Here is a 16,495-nt window from a genome sequence, read left to right as displayed (position 1 = left end):
ACAAAATTCGTACGATTTTTTGACTGCGTTTTGTTATGATATAGAATGTGATGAATTCCACATTCTTGACAAATAGAGTTTTTAGTACTTGGTATTATTTTTCATTACTATTATATAAAGAAAAGGGTTGTGATTTGGTGAAGACTCCAAAAATCGTAGTTTTAGGTGCAGGTTATGGCGGGATGATTACGACTGTTCGTCTGCAAAAAGCATTATCTGTAAATGAAGCTGAAATTACGTTAGTAAACAACAACAGCTATCACTACCAAGCGACTTGGTTACACGAGAGCGCAGCTGGTACATTACAAGATGAAAAAATTTGTCTAGATATTCAAGACGTTATTGATACAAATAAAGTGAACTTTGTACAAGACACAGTAGTAGAAATTAAAGCTGCTGAAAAACGCATCATCTTAAAAGACGGCGAGCTAGAGTATGACTACTTAGTAATCGGTCTTGGTTTCGAATCAGAAACATTCGGAATTACAGGATTAAAAGAGCATGCATTCTCAATTGCTAACATTAATGCAACTCGTGAAATTCGTGAGCATATGGAAGCTAGTTTCGCTAAATATGCAACTGAAAAACGCGATGAGTTAGTAACAATCGTTGTTGGTGGTGCTGGATTTACTGGTATCGAGTACGTAGGTGAGCTTGCAAACCGTGTTCCTGAACTTTGCAAAGAGTACAATGTACCACGTGAAAAAGCACGTATTATCTGTGTAGAAGCTGCTCCAACAGCACTTCCAGGTTTCGATCCGGCATTAGTAGAATACGCTGTAAAACAACTTGAGAAAAAAGGTGTAGAATTCCGCATCGGTACAGCAATTAAAGAAGCAACTGAAGAAGGTATTATCGTTGCAAATGGTGATGATACTGAATTAATTAAGTCTGAAACAGTAGTTTGGGCTGCAGGTGTTCGTGGTAACGGTATTGTAGAAGAGTCTGGCTTTGAAGCAATGCGCGGACGTGTAAAAGTTGATGAGTACATGCACGCTCCAGGATACGAAGATGTATTCATGGTTGGTGACGCAGCGTTAATCATTAACGAAGAAATTAACCGTCCATACCCACCAACAGCACAAATCGCAATTCAAGAAGGTTACAACATTGCACACAACTTAACTGTGTTAGTTCGTGGCAAGGGCGAAATGAAAAAATTCGCATTCGACAATAAAGGATCTGTATGTTCTTTAGGTCATGACGATGCAATGGGCGTTGTTATGGGCAAAAAGTTAACAGGTTGGAAAGCTTCCTTCATGAAGAAAGTTATCGATAACCGTTACCTATTCTTATTAGGTGGACCTTTATTAGTTCTTAAAAAAGGTAAATTAAAGTTCTTTTAATATATAATAGAAAAAGCAGAAACGGCTAAGAGCTGTTTCTGCTTTTTTCATTTTAAAAATATAGTATAATATATAAAAAGAAAGAATATTCTGTCCGTTCTAGTAGAGGAGGGTATTACATCATGGAGAAGCGAGGGAAAGTATGGCTAGCTGTTGGTGGCTTAGTAGCTACAAAAGATGGCAGGTGGCTGTTCGTTAAGAAAAAATACAGTGGATTAAAGGGAAAATGGTCTTTGCCGGCTGGTTTTGTAAATGAAGGTGAGACGGTTGATGAAGCTGTGAAACGTGAAGTGTTAGAAGAGACAGGTATCGTCGCTCATGTGAAGGGGATCATCGGTGTTCGATCGGGCGTGATTCGCAATGAGATTAGTGATAATATGATTATTTTCCTTTTGGAGCCTGAAGGAGAAAACATTATTGTACAGGAGAAGGAATTGTCTGAAGTAGCATTTTTACATCCAGATACGATTGCGGACGATCCAAATACGTCTCTACTTATCAAATATTTGTTTGAAGGAAGATCAGAACTACATCTTGAGATGAACAAAACATTAGATCCAGGAGAGCAATTTGGTTATACAGCCTATCATGTATTTACGGCGCATGCGAAGGAGAGGAAGAAAGAGTGAGTATACCAGTACTACTTATTTCAATGATGTTATTTTTCATTTTGTTTTTTGGAATTGGATTTTTACTCAACATGATATTGCGAGCGACATGGGTAATGGTTATTGTATATCCGATTGTTTGTATACTTATTATTAATAAGGCGAGTGTATGGGATTATTTTTCAAAGCCGAAAGAAACATTCTCTTCATTTGGGACAAGTGTATCGCATTTAGGGCAGGCAGATGTGTTTATTCTATCTACTGGATTAGTAGGTGCTGCTTTAGCCGGAATTGTAATTAAGAAACTGCGGAAAAGCGGATATCAAATGTTTTAATCTCCAATTCATTTGGGGATTATTTTTTTGCATATTCCTTCATCGTATAGGGAATGATTAACGATGAAGGAGTGTGGAATATAAAAATGTTAAAACGATATTGTATTCGCATTATGATGACTTGTTTACTTGTATCCGCATTATGCGTAACATGGAATGCTTTCACAGGAGTTTCTTTATTAGAGATTGTAAAGAAATATGAGGGAACGAGTGCAAAAGAAGTACATGCAGCAGAAGTTAAGAGAAATGTTGCTCCGAGTAAAGAAGTGATAAATGCTTTAGAGCAGGCAAACGACTGGTCTAAATATCGTTCAATTGAAATGACTGCAACAGGTTATACGTCGGGAATTGAGTCAACTGGTAAGAGACCGGGACATCCGGAGTATGGTATTACATATTCAGGAGTTAAGGTGAAAAGGGATTTATATTCCACAATCGCTGCGGACTTACGCGTATTCCCAATTGGAACGATTCTATTCGTACCAGGTTATGGGTACGGTGTAGTAGCTGATAAGGGCGGTGCAATAAAAGGAAACCGTCTTGATCTGTATTATGATACGGTGAAAGATGTTTATAGCCAATGGGGTAAGAAAAAAGTGAATGTGTATGTAGTGAAAGTTGGAAATGGTAAGTTTTCAGAAGAAGAGTTAACGATGTTAAATCAAGACGAAACGATGCAAGTGTTTCGTGGTCAATATTTAAAACAAAGATAGTCTAGTGGTAATTACGCTAGACTTTTTTATTTGATAATAGAAGAAATGGAAGAAAGATGGATTACCCCGCTATTTGTGGGCAGTAAAACCCCACCTCAAAATTCAGCGAAAGCAAAGAAATTAGGCGGGGGGGCGGGCTCCCCGTAAAAGTCCGATTGGTGAAGGCTAATAATCAGTGGAGGATGAAGAAAAACACCACTGATTAAAGGTTCACTTTATATAGGATGTAACAGAAGTTAGAATTGTCGCATTTTATCGAAAATAAAGTTATAATAAAGGCAGAATAGAGAAATTTAGGGGGTTTGAACATGTTTCAAGTACAAAAAGAATTAGCAGGTCATGAAGCGGTAATTGTTGCCTTATTTGAAGAAGAGAAAACGAGTAGTTTTGTACAAGAACTGGACAAAGCGTTTGAAGGACAACTACAAGTTTTATTAGAAGAGAAAGAACTTTCTACTAAGAAGAAAGCTATTTCAAAAGTACATAGTTTAGGAAAAACAAATGTGAAACGTTATTATTTCGTTGGTTTAGGTAAGAAAGAGTCTTACACGACAGAAACGTTACGTGCGGCTCTTGGTAAGGCGTTTAAAACGTTACAGGCAGCAAAAGTACAAGATGCAGCAATCTTACTTGATTCTTTCGTAACAGAGAAATTAGATGTGATTGATGTAGCTCATATAGCGGCAGAAGTACAAGGTCTTGGTACATATGAATTACAAACGTATAAATCAGATAAAAAGGATCGTGTAGAGTTAGAGAAGTTCACGGCTATTACAGCGGAAGATGCACAGGAAATTGAAGCTGCATTAACAGTTGGCTACGTGCATGGACGCGCAACAAATTCGGCTCGTACACTTGTAAATATGCCACCAAACGTATTAACAGCGACGAAGCTTGCTGAGTATGCTGTTGAGTTAGCGGAAAAGTATGATATGGATTATAAAGTTCTTGAGAAAGAAGAGATGGAAGATCTTGGTATGGGTGCGTTACTTGCAGTAAATCAAGGATCTACTGAGCCACCAAAAATGATCGCTCTTATTTATAAAGGAAAAGAAGAGTGGACAGATGTCATTGGATTCGTTGGAAAAGGAATCACATACGATACAGGCGGTTATTCTTTAAAACCACGTGAAGGCATGGTCGGTATGAAAGGTGATATGGGCGGTGCAGCTGCTGTATTAGGTGCGATGGAAATTATCGGTGAACTTCGCCCAGAGCAAAATGTGATCGCTGTTATTCCATCAACTGATAACGTTGTAAGTGGTACAGCATTTAAGCCAGACGATGTAATTACATCTATGAGCGGAAAAACAATTGAAGTATTAAATACAGATGCAGAAGGTCGCCTTGCGTTAGCGGACGGTATTACGTATGCGAAAAAACTAGGTGCAAACTACCTTATTGATGTTGCGACATTAACAGGCGGTGTAATTGTTGCACTTGGAAATCATACGACAGGCGCAATGACAAACAATGAAGAGTTGTTTGAGCAAGTGCTAGAAGCTTCTATGGAAACGGATGAATCAATTTGGCAATTACCGATTTTTGATCGTGATAAAGAACGCGTTCGAAACAGTAAGTTTGCTGATTTAAATAACTCACCAGGCCGTGAAGGACATGCGGTTATGGCAGGTACATTCCTAGGTGAATTTGCTGAAGATACACCTTGGGTACACTTAGACATCGCTGGAACATCTGAAACGTCAGGAGCGCATGATTTAGGGCCAGCTGGAGCAACAGGTGCAATGGTACGTACACTTGCAACGTTTGTTGAAAGGTTTAGTGATGGAGAATAAGCAAAAAGATAAAGGTGAATGGTTGTTACAATTTATAAGCAATCATAAATGAAATAATAGCAAAGAAGATAATTGCATTGTTATTACTATGAGAAGTAAGTTTTTGATAACTGAATATTTTTATGAAGATTTTCCATATAAATTATTATTTTGTTTTAAACATTTATCCTGTAGTTTGATCCAAAGAAAATGACCTCCAAATGAATCGTAGATTCGTTCGAAGGTCATTTTTTAATAGTTTATTGATTATATCCGACAATTTTATTTGTATCGATATCGACGTACACTTCAACGTTTTTGGGATAGGACGAATCAGATGGGAAATGCACGAGGTAGACACTTCTCCCTTCATATTCTTCATTAAATTGACGGCTATTATGTTTATGCAATATTGTTTTGATCATTGTTGCATTTTCCCAATCACCGATAATATATTGCTTTTCTTGATTGGATAGTTGATTCCAAACTGCCTTTTTTATGCCTTTTTCTGTTTCTTGATTTTGATAGGAAATGTCTTTCGAATTATTCGTATCGATGCAACCTGTAAAAGTGAAGCATACGAAGAGTATTGTAATAAATTGCTGTAATATGTTCTTCATGGCTAGCATATCGCCTCCCTGTTCCCATACACTTCAATTAGCAGAAAGAAAATTCCTGCTATGCGAGGAAATATAAGTGTATTATATGTTTCATAATGAAAATGTATATAAGGTTCCATCTAAGGCAAATGACGTTATACCAGTTTCCTCAGATACAACAAAAATAAGTGCATCACTGACTTCAGAGAGTCCAATTGCTGCGCGGTGACGTGTTCCTAACTTTCGATTGGATGTCAAAGCTTGTTGCGATAAGGGTAGTATATTTGCTGCTGATATAATATGGTTATTTTTTACAAGAACAGCACCGTCATGAAGTGAGTTTCCAGGGTAAAAAATAGATTCTAGTAACGGAACTGTTAAATGAGCCTGAATTTCTATACCAGATTGGATATATGCTTCTAATGATTTTTCTCTTTCTATAATAATAAGAGCTCCATGGCGTTTTTGAGATAATTGCCTGATTGCAGTTAATAGTTGGGTATAGCAATCTGTATATGGTGATAAATATGTTTTGAGATAGTAAGAAGCGGTTGTTGATTGAATTTGTAATAGTAATTTATGTATATCTTCGACTTTACATAAAAGGCATTTATCATTGTTCTCTAATGTGTTTTGCATATCTTGAAGTGCAAGGGAAATATCTTTGATAATCTCTTGGATATGTTGTTGTATTTCTGGTTTAAGCGCCCATTCTTGCATTGTACCTCACCTTATTCGAGAATATATTTATGTATAGCTTTTCAATTTATACAAAAAGTATTCATAAGGGGTGCTGTTTTATACATTTAATGTAAAAGTTTTTGTAAGTATTAAATATAGTATTGAGGAAAATATCATTTTCACCATATAATTAAATTGTGTTTGATTGAGAGGAGAGAATTTAAAATGGAATGGAAAAAAGAATATGAACGCTGGAATACATTTGCTAGTTTGGATATAGAGTTAAAACAAGAGTTAGAGGAAATGAAACAAGATGTAAAGAAAATTGAAGACAGTTTCTACAAAAATTTAGAATTTGGTACAGGCGGTATGCGTGGTGAACTTGGTGCTGGAACAAACCGTTTGAACGTATATACAGTACGTAAGGCGACAGAAGGTTTAGCTCAATTTATTGAGAAACAAGGAGAGGAAGCAAAAGCACGTGGTGTTGTTGTTGCGTATGATTCTCGTCATAAATCTCCAGAGTTTGCAATGGAAGTAGCTGCAACACTTGGTGCACATGGTATTAAAACATACGTGTTTGAAAGCTTACGCCCAACACCGGAGCTTTCATTTGCAGTGCGTTATTTACATACATATAGTGGAATCGTTCTTACTGCGAGTCATAACCCGCCAGAATATAATGGATATAAAGTATATGGAGAAGATGGAGGACAATTACCGCCAAAAGAAGCAGATGAATTAATTTCTTATGTGGATGGTGTAAGTGATGAATTATTAGTAGAAGTTGCTAATGTTGAACAGCTGAAGCAAAATGGTTTGTTACAAATTATTGGACAAGATGTAGATGATGCATACTTGGAACAATTAAAAACAATTATTATTAATAAAGGCTTGGTAGAAAGCCAAGGGGAAGAATTAAAGATTGTTTTCACACCACTTCATGGTACTGCAAATATCCCTGTTCGTCGTGGATTAGAAGCAGTGGGTTTTAAAAATGTAACGATTGTAAAAGAACAGGAACAACCAGATCCTAATTTTTCTACAGTAAAATCACCAAACCCAGAAGAACATGCAGCTTTTGAGTTAGCAATTCGTTATGGTACAGAGATTAAAGCAGATGTTCTAATTGCAACAGATCCAGACGCTGATCGTCTTGGTGTGGCTGTTCGTAATCATGATGGAGAATATCAAGTGTTAACAGGAAATCAAACAGGTGCTTTAATGCTAGATTACATGTTATCTCAAAAGAAAGAAAAAGGAATCTTGCCAGAGAATGGAGTTGTCTTAAAGACTATCGTTACCTCAGAATTAGGACGTACGGTGGCAAATTCTTATGGACTTGATACGATTGATACATTAACTGGATTTAAATTTATTGGAGAAAAAATTAAGCAATATGAAGAAAGTGGACAGTATAATTTCCAATTTGGTTATGAGGAAAGTTATGGTTATTTAATTAAGCCATTCTGTCGTGATAAAGATGCTGTTCAATCTGTTTTATTCGCATGTGAGGTTGCTGCATATTATAAGGCGCAAGGAAAGACATTGTATGATGGATTGCTTGAAGTGTTTGAAAAACATGGTTATTTCCGTGAGGGGCTTGTGTCATTGACCTTAAAAGGAAAAGATGGCGCAGAACAAATTCAAAACTTGATGACAACATTCCGTGAAAATTGTCCTGTAGAAGTAGCTGGTTTAAAAGTTACAATTGCTGAAGATTATAAAGCAAGCTTGAGAACAAAAATTATAGGGGATGGAACAGAGGAAATACATTTGCCACAATCAAATGTGTTAAAGTATTACCTTGAGGATGGTTCTTGGTTCTGCTTACGTCCGTCTGGGACAGAACCTAAAATTAAATTTTATTTTGGGGTGCAGGGAAGTACACTACAACATAGTGAAGAAAAGCTTGAAAGTATAAAGAATGATATTATGAATCGAGTTCAATAATATATAAAAAGCATGAGCATTAGGTGCTCATGCTTTTTTTTTTTTTGAAACTTGGAGTAAATTTTCTTGTTCGAATTTTTATCAGTAGTTGGTTTTATTGTCACAAATTGGACGCAATCAGTAAATGCATTTAATTAAGTTCAGAATGAAATTTTGGATCAATTATGTTAAAATTTGTTTCGTGTGTATATAAATTTAAAATGGCAATTTGTGAAAAAGTGATGATATAACTATTAATTTTAAAAAAAGAGAGTTGAGTGTATGAAAGCAACAATGAAGCATTATATATTTTTACATGTTGCCTTTTTTTTATACTCTATCATAATGGTGTATATGAAATGGGCGGCAAACTTTTCAGTTGGATCAATTTCTTTTTTTATTGCCTACATGATTCTTGTAATTCTTTTATTTGGATACGCAATAATTTGGCAGCAAGTTATTAAACCATTTGAAATATCTAAAGCGTACTCGCATCGGGGAGTCATTATTTTATGGGGACTATTATGGTCAGTTGTTTTCTTCGGTGACACAATAAAATGGAATAACTTAGTAGGTGCAGTCATTATTATTATAGGGATTGTCGTGGTGGTAAAAGATGAATAAATTTGTGTTGCTTTACATTTTTGGAGTTGTTTTAGCAAACTATTCGCAAATTTTATTAAAGAAGGCAACATTATCGAATTATGATACAAAGTGGAAAGAATATGTAAATCGCTACGTAATTGTAGGATATTCTTTATTTGTAATTAACGCTGGATTAAACGTAATTGCCTTGAAAGGTGTTCCATTAAAACAAGCGCCTGTTATTGAATCGCTTAGTTATATTTTTATTTTAATATTCAGTTGGTATTTTCTTGGTGAAAAAATAACTAGAAGGAAGATATTCGGAAATCTGATTATTATTATAGGCATTATTGTGTTTTGCATTCAGTAAAAGTCATTTTTCGTGCATCTACTGTATGCCGGTATTTAGAAAATAATATAATCGAGGTGTTTGTAGCATGATAGGAAGAAAAAAGATATTTTTATCTTTTTTTATAGTTTTTTGTGCAGTTTTATATGTGTTTTTGACGGGACCTATACACACTGTAAATAAGAGTCTTGTTTATAGCAAATATAAGATGATTGATTTAGCGCAAGGTGAAGAAGTGCGTCAAGAGATTCATTTTGCAGGTGAAAACCCAAAGCATTTGCTGTTACCTCTTACAAGTGAAAGTTATCATAAAAACGCTGTGTTAGAGTATGAGCTCTCGGCTAAAGGGAAAATCGTGAGTAAAGAAAGAGTCGATTTAAAAACATGGGGCGGAGAAAACTATATTAAGGATCCTCATTTTAAGAGCAGTATTATAATTCCTATTGAAAAAGACATAAATAAAGATGCTGTCTTGAAAGTAAAAATAGTAGAAGCTGAAAATGGCGAAAAAGTTACTATTCGTACAGGGGCATCGTTGTCTCCAGATGGAAAATTGACTGTTAATGGTAAAGAAGAAAGTGGACAAGCGATAGGTGCAAAGGTGGCATACGATCAGCTTGATTGGTTTAAGGTTGGAAAAGCAGTTGTTACTGCATTAGCTACTTTATTAGCTTTATTCCTTATTGGTAATAACACAGTTAAAAATTTTGTTGTTGTTACCGGAATAATGGGGGTTATGTTCAGTTTCAATAATCCACTCTTTGAGGCAACTGATGAAAACTTCCATTTTGCAAAAGCGTATGATATTAGCTTAGGTAATCTTCTCTCTACAAAACAGGGAGATAAAGTGGGCGTTAACTTACCAGAGAATATTGATGATATGCCACGCCCGAATCAATTTGAAACAACTTATGGGTTATTGGCAAATGGCGAAAGATACGATAGGGCTAAGAGTGATATTTGGGATACGTATACATTTGCAGATAAAACGAATTTTGTAGAGCAACCTACAACAGCCGTTTATACACCAATTCCTTATATTCCACAAGCTCTTGGTTTAATTATTGCTAATATATTGGGGCTAAAAGCTTTTAGTGCGCTAATGTTAGGAAGAATCTTTAATTTAGCTGTGTATATTGCTTTGAGTGCTCTTGCTATAAAAATTATTCCAAGGTTGAAAAATACGTTAGCATTTTTAGCGGCGTTTCCATTGTTTGTATCATTGAGTGCGTCATTTTCAGCAGATGCAATACTGATGGGGTTAAATTACCTGTTTATTGCTGTAATGTTGCAGAAGCTTATGCGTTCTGAAAAGAATACGTTAGGAATTAAAGATTTTATTATTCCAATTGTTTTATTAATCCTAATAGTATTATGTAAATTTACGTATTGGCCGTTATCATTCTTGATTTTTGCGTTTATTGGAAGGGATTTATTCCGTACAAAAATGCAAGGTGTTATGTCATTTTTATTACTGGCAGGAATACCAGGTTTAATAATGAGTTCTTGGAACCTATTCGTAATGAAATTTGTGGGAACTATTAATCCAAATGAAAAAATTAATCCTGTTGGTCAATTGAAGTTTATACTAGAGCATCCAGTTGAAGTAATGAAAGCTTTCTTTGGAACATTTGAAAGTGGAATGAGCATGTGGATGAACATGCTAAATCAAGTTGGATGGGTAACTCATTTAATGAGTGGTATTGTGCTTATTAGTATGGTAGGACTTGTAATGACAGTCATTTTTGATTATAGCGAAGATGAATTTAAATTACGTAACTTCGATTATGCAGTCTTTATACTCACAATTGTAAGTGTAGTTGGACTAGTTATGTTAAGCTTATATTTAACATGGTCTGAAGTTGGTGCAGATTTCATTAGTGGTTTACAAGGAAGATATTTCTTACCTGTCATTCCAATTGTATTGTTCATATTTAATGAAAGAATGAATGTGAAACAACACTCAGAGTTAACAGCGCAACGCTCAGCCAGATTAGCATGTTGTATGCTATTGTATGCAAATGTGTTTATGCTAGGATATTTTTATTAAAATTAGTGGAGTGAGGGATTCCAATTGTTAAAAAAGAAGCTGATTATTATTCCTGCTTACAATGAATCAACGAACTTAATACACGTTGTAGAGGATATAGAGAAGAATGCTCCAGATTTTGATTATGTTATTATCAATGATTGCTCAAAAGATGATACAGAGCACATATGTAAAGATAATAATTTTAATTATGTAAGTTTACCGATCAATTTAGGAATTGGTGGAGGCATGCAGACTGGTTATAAGTATGCTCAGCGCCATGGATATGATGTTGCGGTACAATTTGATGGTGATGGACAACATGATGCGGCCTATTTAGGAGCCCTTCTTAAAGAAATGGAAGATACGGGAGCAGATATGGTTATTGGCTCACGTTTTATTAATAAAGAAGGATTCCAGTCTTCATTTACTAGAAGAGTTGGGATTCGTTTCTTTGAAAAATTAATCAAAATTGTATCTGGAAAGAGAATAACGGATGCGACTTCTGGATTTAGAATGGTAAATCGTAAAATTATTAATGAATTTTGTGAGTACTATCCAAAAGACTATCCAGAGCCGGAAAGTATTGTTGCTGTAATTAGAAACAATTATGAAGTAAAAGAAGTTCCAGTACTTATGCGAGAAAGAATGGGTGGGACATCTTCAATAGTAAATTACAAAGCCATTTACTATATGATTAAAGTAACACTTGCGATTACAATTGATCGATTAAAACCTAAAAGAAAGGAGAATGCTTCGTGACAATTCGCCTTCAAATATTAATTATTTTAGGAGTTATAGTAGGATTAATTATTTTTACAAACTTAGTCCGTAAAGAAAAATTGGAATTGAAATATGTATTAACATGGTATGGAGTGTTAATTAGTATTTTAATGATTGGGATTTTCCCAAAATCAATTGATGTGGTTTCACATTTATTGGGAGTTGCTACACCGATAAATGCGCTATTCTTTTTTGGATTCCTTTTTGTAACATGTGTTTTATTTTTCTTAACTGTTGTAGTTTCGAGATCTTCCATTCGAATTAAAGAATTGACGCAAGTTATAGCTATTTATCAGCATGAAAATGAAAAAATGAAGCGAAAATTATTAACTCATAAAGAAAAAGAAGAAAAACAGAAAGTAACTGTATAATTAAATAGGTTGTATAAGCGAAGCAGAAATATACTGGATTTCTGCTTTTCTTATGTCACCTCCTTTATGGGTATCATAATAATGTTTTGGAGGAGAAGAAATGTTAAATATAAAAATAAGTGAGAAAATGTTTAAGGTTATCTCCTTAATATGTTTGTTAGGGGCAATTGGGTACTCGCTAGGATATCAAGTCCTATGGCCACTTTATAAAGAGCCTGCAATGTTAGGGTGGATGCTTGATGATTTTCATTTCTTTTACTATGCATTTCATACAATTTGGAATGATAATGCTATAAGCATGATGTATGATTTGGACCATCAAATGGAGACATTTCGTCAACTATATGGTGAAACAAAAGGTGCACTAGGATACTATATGTATCCACCACAGTTTGCTGTGTTTCTTTCGTGGTTCGCAGCATTTCCTTATGAAAAAGCACGCCTTTTATGGACCATGTTCAACAGCATATTATTCATATTAGGTGTATGTTTCGTAATACAAGCTGCGTATAAAGGAAGAGCAAAAGGGGTAAAGTATCTCTTGTTTTCTGCGGCTATTATTATTTATCCAGTATTTGCTGATTTTTATTGGGGACAATCCAATCGTTTAATCTTCTTTTTATTATGTTTAACATATTATTTTTATCAATCTAAACATAGGTGGTTGGCAGGGATTCCGATTGTTTTTGCTACTAGCTTTAAATTACTACCGGGTATTTTTCTTGTATACTTCCTATATAAGAAAGAGTGGAAGGTGTTTTTAAGCGCTGTGATTACAACGATTGTTACATCAGGGATTACCATTGCTATAGTTGGATGGAATGTAGCTTGGGAATATGTAACAAAAGATTTGTTTGTTGTAAATGAAATTAATGAAATGCATGGTGGAGCACCTTGGGATAGCTCATTTAAAGGAGTATTAAAGACATATTTCCCACACGATTCAATGAGTATAACTCACCTTGTGTATGTCGTAATACTATTAGCAATTACATTTCTAGTTATTAGAAAATGTAAAAAAGACAGCTCGTTGGAGTTTGTCCTTGTTACAGCGCTTATGCTGTTATTCTCACCTGTTGTTGAAGTACATTATCCTGTATTAATGATCATTGTAATCGTATATGTACTTTCACATATATTTAACAATTCATTAATAGAAGAATTCGTAGATGGTAATGTAATGTATAACATTAGTTTAGATGCAAAAAGTGTATGGCATTTAGTTGTTACGGCGGTCTCAATCAATATTTTGATGGATTCACCAGAAGGAATGAGTTACTTCATAGCCATGTTATTCCTATTCTATGTATTATTAGATCGTTACTATATTCAAAATAAAAAATAGAGTTTAGTAAAAGTTTACGTATAATTTGAAATTGTTATGGTAAAAAAATTAAATTATGTAATTTTAAAGATATATATTTACGTGGCCTTTCACATGTTTATTAACATGCATTTATTTAGCTTTTTTGTAAAAGGAAATAAGTGCATATTTGTCAGATTTGCTACGCTTTTCAGGACCGATTGTACGAAGGATACAGTAAATAAAAGAGCTCATGAGTAGAGAATAAGGAGAAGCACATGAGAGATTAATAAGTAACCTTGACGAATAAAGAGACAATCATGTAGAATTTGTACGAAGTGTCTTTTGCAGTTAGTGAAGAAGTTAACATGTAAAAAACTTTAGTTTAATAAGAAAATTGATAGATATATAGTATAAAAGTTGTACTCATTTGGATAAGAATGTATCCCATAAATATGGTTTGATAAGGGGAAAATAATAAAAATAACTACTGCTTGGACAAATATGAATATATACCAAAGATGAGAGAAAGAGGTTATAAGCATGAAAAAAGTAAGAAAAGCTATTATTCCTGCAGCTGGTCTTGGGACACGTTTTTTACCAGCTACAAAGGCACAGCCTAAAGAAATGTTACCAATTGTTGATAAACCAACAATCCAATATATCGTAGAAGAAGCTGTAGCGGCTGGTATTGAAGATATCATTATCGTTACAGGAAAAGGAAAACGTGCGATTGAAGATCATTTCGACAATGCATTTGAATTAGAGCAAAACTTATTAGAGAAGAAAAAATATGATTTACTTGAAAAAGTACAAGCATCTTCGAAAATGGTAGATATTCACTATATTCGTCAAAAAGAACCACAAGGTTTAGGACATGCAGTATGGTGTGCTCGTAAGTTCATCGGCGATGAGCCATTTGCTGTTCTTCTTGGTGATGATATTGTACAAGCTGAAAAACCTTGTTTAAAACAGCTTATCGATGAGTATGAGCATACACTTTCATCTGTGATCGGTGTGCAAACTGTTCCAGAAAATGAAACGCATCGCTATGGTATTATTGACCCATTAGAAAAAGAGGGTCGCCGTTATCAAGTGAAGCAATTTGTTGAAAAACCGGCTCTAGGTGAGGCACCTTCAAACTTAGCAATTATGGGGCGCTATGTGTTAACACCAGAAATATTCCGTTTCTTAGAAGAGCAGCATATTGGTGCTGGCGGTGAAATTCAATTAACAGATGCAATCCAAAAGCTAAACGAAATCCAACGTGTGTTTGCATACGATTTTGAAGGAAAGCGTTATGATGTTGGAGAGAAGTTAGGCTTTATTCAAACAACAATCGAAATGGCGTTACAACATGAAGAGTTAAAAGATGATTTATTAGCAATCATGGAAGAAATTGTGAACGGACAAAAAAATACTGTGAAAAATTAACTTATTTATAAATATGTGAGGTTAGACATAGTGAATTGGAGAAAGAGGTATTCTAAGATAAACATCCAGTTTACTATGTCTAATCTGTGCTTATAAGATGTTCTTTATGAGCAGGCTTGAAAAAGAAAGGAGCACCTTTTTTGAAGACTATTACTATATTGGTACCGGCATATAATGAAGAAGAGGTATTAGATCAATTATATAGTCGTTTAACAGGGGTATTTCAAGGCATTCCAAATTATAACTTTGAAATTTTGTTTGTTAACGATGGAAGTAAAGATCGTACGTTAGATATTATTAAGGAATTTAGAGTGAATGATAAGCGTATTTCGTATGTAGACTTATCACGAAATTTTGGGAAAGAAACAGCAATGATTGCGGGTCTGGATCATGCAATTGGAGATGCAGTAATTATCATTGATGCTGATTTACAAGATCCACCAGAATTAATCCCTGAAATGATTAAGTACTGGGAACAAGGGTATGATGATATTTATGCAAAACGACGCTCTCGTTCAGGTGAATCATGGGCGAAGAAATGGACAGCTGGTAAATTTTACAGCTTGCTAAAGAAAACAACAAGAATTCCGATCCAAGAAAATACAGGGGATTTTCGTTTATTAGACCGTCGTTGTGTTGAGGCATTAAAGAAAATTCGTGAAACGCAGCGTTATACAAAAGGGATGTTTAGCTGGATTGGTTATAATAAGAAAGAAATTTTATTCGATCGTGACCCTCGTGCTGCGGGTGAAACAAAGTGGAACTATTTCAAATTAATGGATCTTGCTATTGAAGGAATTACATCCTTTACAACAGCGCCATTGCGCCTTGCATCGTTCATGGGATTTACTGTTTCATTCTTAGCTTTTATCTATATGATTTGGATTATTATTAAGACGCTAATGTATGGTGAGTCAGTAAGTGGATATCCATCTATGATGACAGCTATTCTATTTATCGGTGGTGTACAGTTAATTTCCATCGGTATTATTGGGGAATATTTAGGACGTATCTTCAATGAAACAAAACAACGTCCGCTATATTTTGTAGATGAATATAATGATGATAAAGTAACGAATATCGATGGTGATCAAAAAATGGCGAAATTATACAGCGTAGAAGATCGTAAAGTAAAATCAAATCACTAGGGGATTAGAAGTGTGAATAATAAAGCGAAAGAAATCTTTAACTATTTACTTTTCGGTGGTTTAACGACGTTAATCAACATTGTGACGTATTTTATTTGTGCAACGTTAATTGGAATGGATTACAAAATAGCAACAACAATTGCTTGGATTGTATCGGTACTGTTTGCGTATATTACAAATAAGAAGTATGTATTTAACAGTCAACAAACAAGTTTTGCTCACGTAGTAAAAGAGTTTGTCTACTTTATGGGATTCCGTATTGTATCGTATTTCATTGATATCGCATCCATGATTGTTTTAATTGAATGGCTAGGTATGAATGATTTAGTAGCAAAAATTATTGCAAACGTTATTGTTGTGGTTGTTAATTATTTTGCGAGTAAATATATTATTTTTAAAAAGAAGACCGATATAGAAAACGGTCAAAATATATAAAAAACAATGGCTTGGCTCTATGCCGGCTATTGTTTTTTATACATAGAATTTGGTAATAAATGATTAATG

At 34.6% G+C, this 16,495-nt stretch carries 17 protein-coding genes; 15 read left to right on the top strand and 2 right to left on the bottom strand.

The window, feature by feature from the left end; genetic code table 11:
• Nucleotides 1–137: 137 nt before the first annotated feature.
• The 5 genes from QCI41_RS15300 to pepA all read left to right on the top strand — a co-directional run bounded on the left by QCI41_RS15300 (nt 138) and on the right by pepA (nt 4,798).
• Complete coding sequence (locus QCI41_RS15300) at nt 138–1,346, top strand: NAD(P)/FAD-dependent oxidoreductase (RefSeq protein ID WP_000856605.1); 1,209 nt, start codon at nt 138–140, stop codon at nt 1,344–1,346.
• Between the two features lie 122 nt (nt 1,347–1,468).
• Nucleotides 1,469–1,975, top strand: coding sequence for an NUDIX hydrolase (locus tag QCI41_RS15295; protein WP_088080742.1), 507 nt, complete (start codon nt 1,469–1,471; stop codon nt 1,973–1,975).
• Nucleotides 1,972–2,289 (top strand): YuiB family protein, encoded by a 318-nt coding sequence (locus QCI41_RS15290; RefSeq protein WP_000027007.1) that lies wholly within the window; start codon nt 1,972–1,974, stop codon nt 2,287–2,289. The genes QCI41_RS15295 and QCI41_RS15290 overlap by 4 nt, the downstream gene beginning before the upstream one ends.
• A gap of 86 nt (nt 2,290–2,375) precedes the next feature.
• Nucleotides 2,376–3,002, top strand: a complete 627-nt coding sequence (locus tag QCI41_RS15285; RefSeq protein WP_000920109.1) for a 3D domain-containing protein — start codon at nt 2,376–2,378, stop codon at nt 3,000–3,002.
• Nucleotides 3,003–3,310: 308 nt separating this feature from the next.
• Entirely contained in the window at nt 3,311–4,798 is a 1,488-nt protein-coding gene (gene pepA, locus QCI41_RS15280) for a cytosol aminopeptidase (RefSeq protein ID WP_088080743.1), read from the top strand.
• A 239-nt stretch (nt 4,799–5,037) separates the two neighbouring features.
• On the opposite strand, the gene QCI41_RS15275 is transcribed toward pepA, so the two are convergent.
• The gene (locus QCI41_RS15275; RefSeq protein ID WP_254915049.1) at nt 5,038–5,397 is read right to left on the bottom strand and encodes a hypothetical protein; all 360 of its coding nucleotides are present in this window, start codon (nt 5,395–5,397) and stop codon (nt 5,038–5,040) included.
• 90 nt (nt 5,398–5,487) lie between these two features.
• On the bottom strand, nt 5,488–6,096 hold the full coding sequence (cdaS, locus tag QCI41_RS15270) for a sporulation-specific diadenylate cyclase CdaS (protein WP_353837169.1): 609 nt from the start codon (nt 6,094–6,096) through the stop codon (nt 5,488–5,490).
• Nucleotides 6,097–6,282: 186 nt separating this feature from the next.
• On the opposite strand from cdaS, the gene QCI41_RS15265 reads away from it, so the two are divergent.
• The 10 genes from QCI41_RS15265 (at nt 6,283) to QCI41_RS15220 (ending at nt 16,426) form a co-directional block, all read left to right on the top strand.
• Nucleotides 6,283–8,010, top strand: coding sequence for a phospho-sugar mutase (locus QCI41_RS15265; protein ID WP_000454880.1), 1,728 nt, complete (start codon nt 6,283–6,285; stop codon nt 8,008–8,010).
• Nucleotides 8,011–8,271: 261 nt separating this feature from the next.
• Nucleotides 8,272–8,613 carry a hypothetical protein gene (locus QCI41_RS15260; RefSeq protein ID WP_000648431.1) on the top strand — a complete coding sequence of 114 codons (342 nt, stop codon included), beginning with the start codon at nt 8,272–8,274 and terminating at the stop codon, nt 8,611–8,613.
• Nucleotides 8,606–8,944, top strand: coding sequence for an EamA family transporter (locus tag QCI41_RS15255; protein ID WP_001032267.1), 339 nt, complete (start codon nt 8,606–8,608; stop codon nt 8,942–8,944). The genes QCI41_RS15260 and QCI41_RS15255 overlap by 8 nt, the downstream gene beginning before the upstream one ends.
• Before the next feature lie 67 nt (nt 8,945–9,011).
• Complete coding sequence (locus tag QCI41_RS15250) at nt 9,012–10,973, top strand: DUF2142 domain-containing protein (RefSeq protein WP_060488154.1); 1,962 nt, start codon at nt 9,012–9,014, stop codon at nt 10,971–10,973.
• A gap of 24 nt (nt 10,974–10,997) precedes the next feature.
• Complete coding sequence (locus QCI41_RS15245; RefSeq protein ID WP_001990878.1) at nt 10,998–11,714, top strand: glycosyltransferase family 2 protein; 717 nt, start codon at nt 10,998–11,000, stop codon at nt 11,712–11,714.
• Nucleotides 11,711–12,106, top strand: a complete 396-nt coding sequence (locus tag QCI41_RS15240; RefSeq protein ID WP_353837170.1) for a DUF2304 domain-containing protein — start codon at nt 11,711–11,713, stop codon at nt 12,104–12,106. Before QCI41_RS15245 ends, QCI41_RS15240 begins: the two co-directional genes overlap by 4 nt.
• A gap of 100 nt (nt 12,107–12,206) precedes the next feature.
• A complete protein-coding gene (locus QCI41_RS15235) occupies nt 12,207–13,451 on the top strand; it encodes a glycosyltransferase family 87 protein (protein WP_153577528.1) in 1,245 nt (414 codons plus the stop codon).
• A 501-nt stretch (nt 13,452–13,952) separates the two neighbouring features.
• Entirely contained in the window at nt 13,953–14,843 is an 891-nt protein-coding gene (gene galU, locus QCI41_RS15230) for a UTP--glucose-1-phosphate uridylyltransferase GalU (RefSeq protein ID WP_000757825.1), read from the top strand.
• Between the two features lie 140 nt (nt 14,844–14,983).
• Nucleotides 14,984–15,991 (top strand): glycosyltransferase family 2 protein, encoded by a 1,008-nt coding sequence (locus tag QCI41_RS15225; RefSeq protein ID WP_001990882.1) that lies wholly within the window; start codon nt 14,984–14,986, stop codon nt 15,989–15,991.
• A gap of 12 nt (nt 15,992–16,003) precedes the next feature.
• Entirely contained in the window at nt 16,004–16,426 is a 423-nt protein-coding gene (locus QCI41_RS15220) for a GtrA family protein (RefSeq protein ID WP_001060121.1), read from the top strand.
• Nucleotides 16,427–16,495 lie beyond the last annotated feature (69 nt).

The organism is Bacillus cereus group sp. MG4 (genome assembly GCF_040460055.1).
GTDB classification, from domain to species: Bacteria; Bacillota; Bacilli; order Bacillales; family Bacillaceae_G; genus Bacillus_A; species Bacillus_A wiedmannii.
This window is presented reverse-complemented; position numbering and strand designations above follow the sequence as displayed.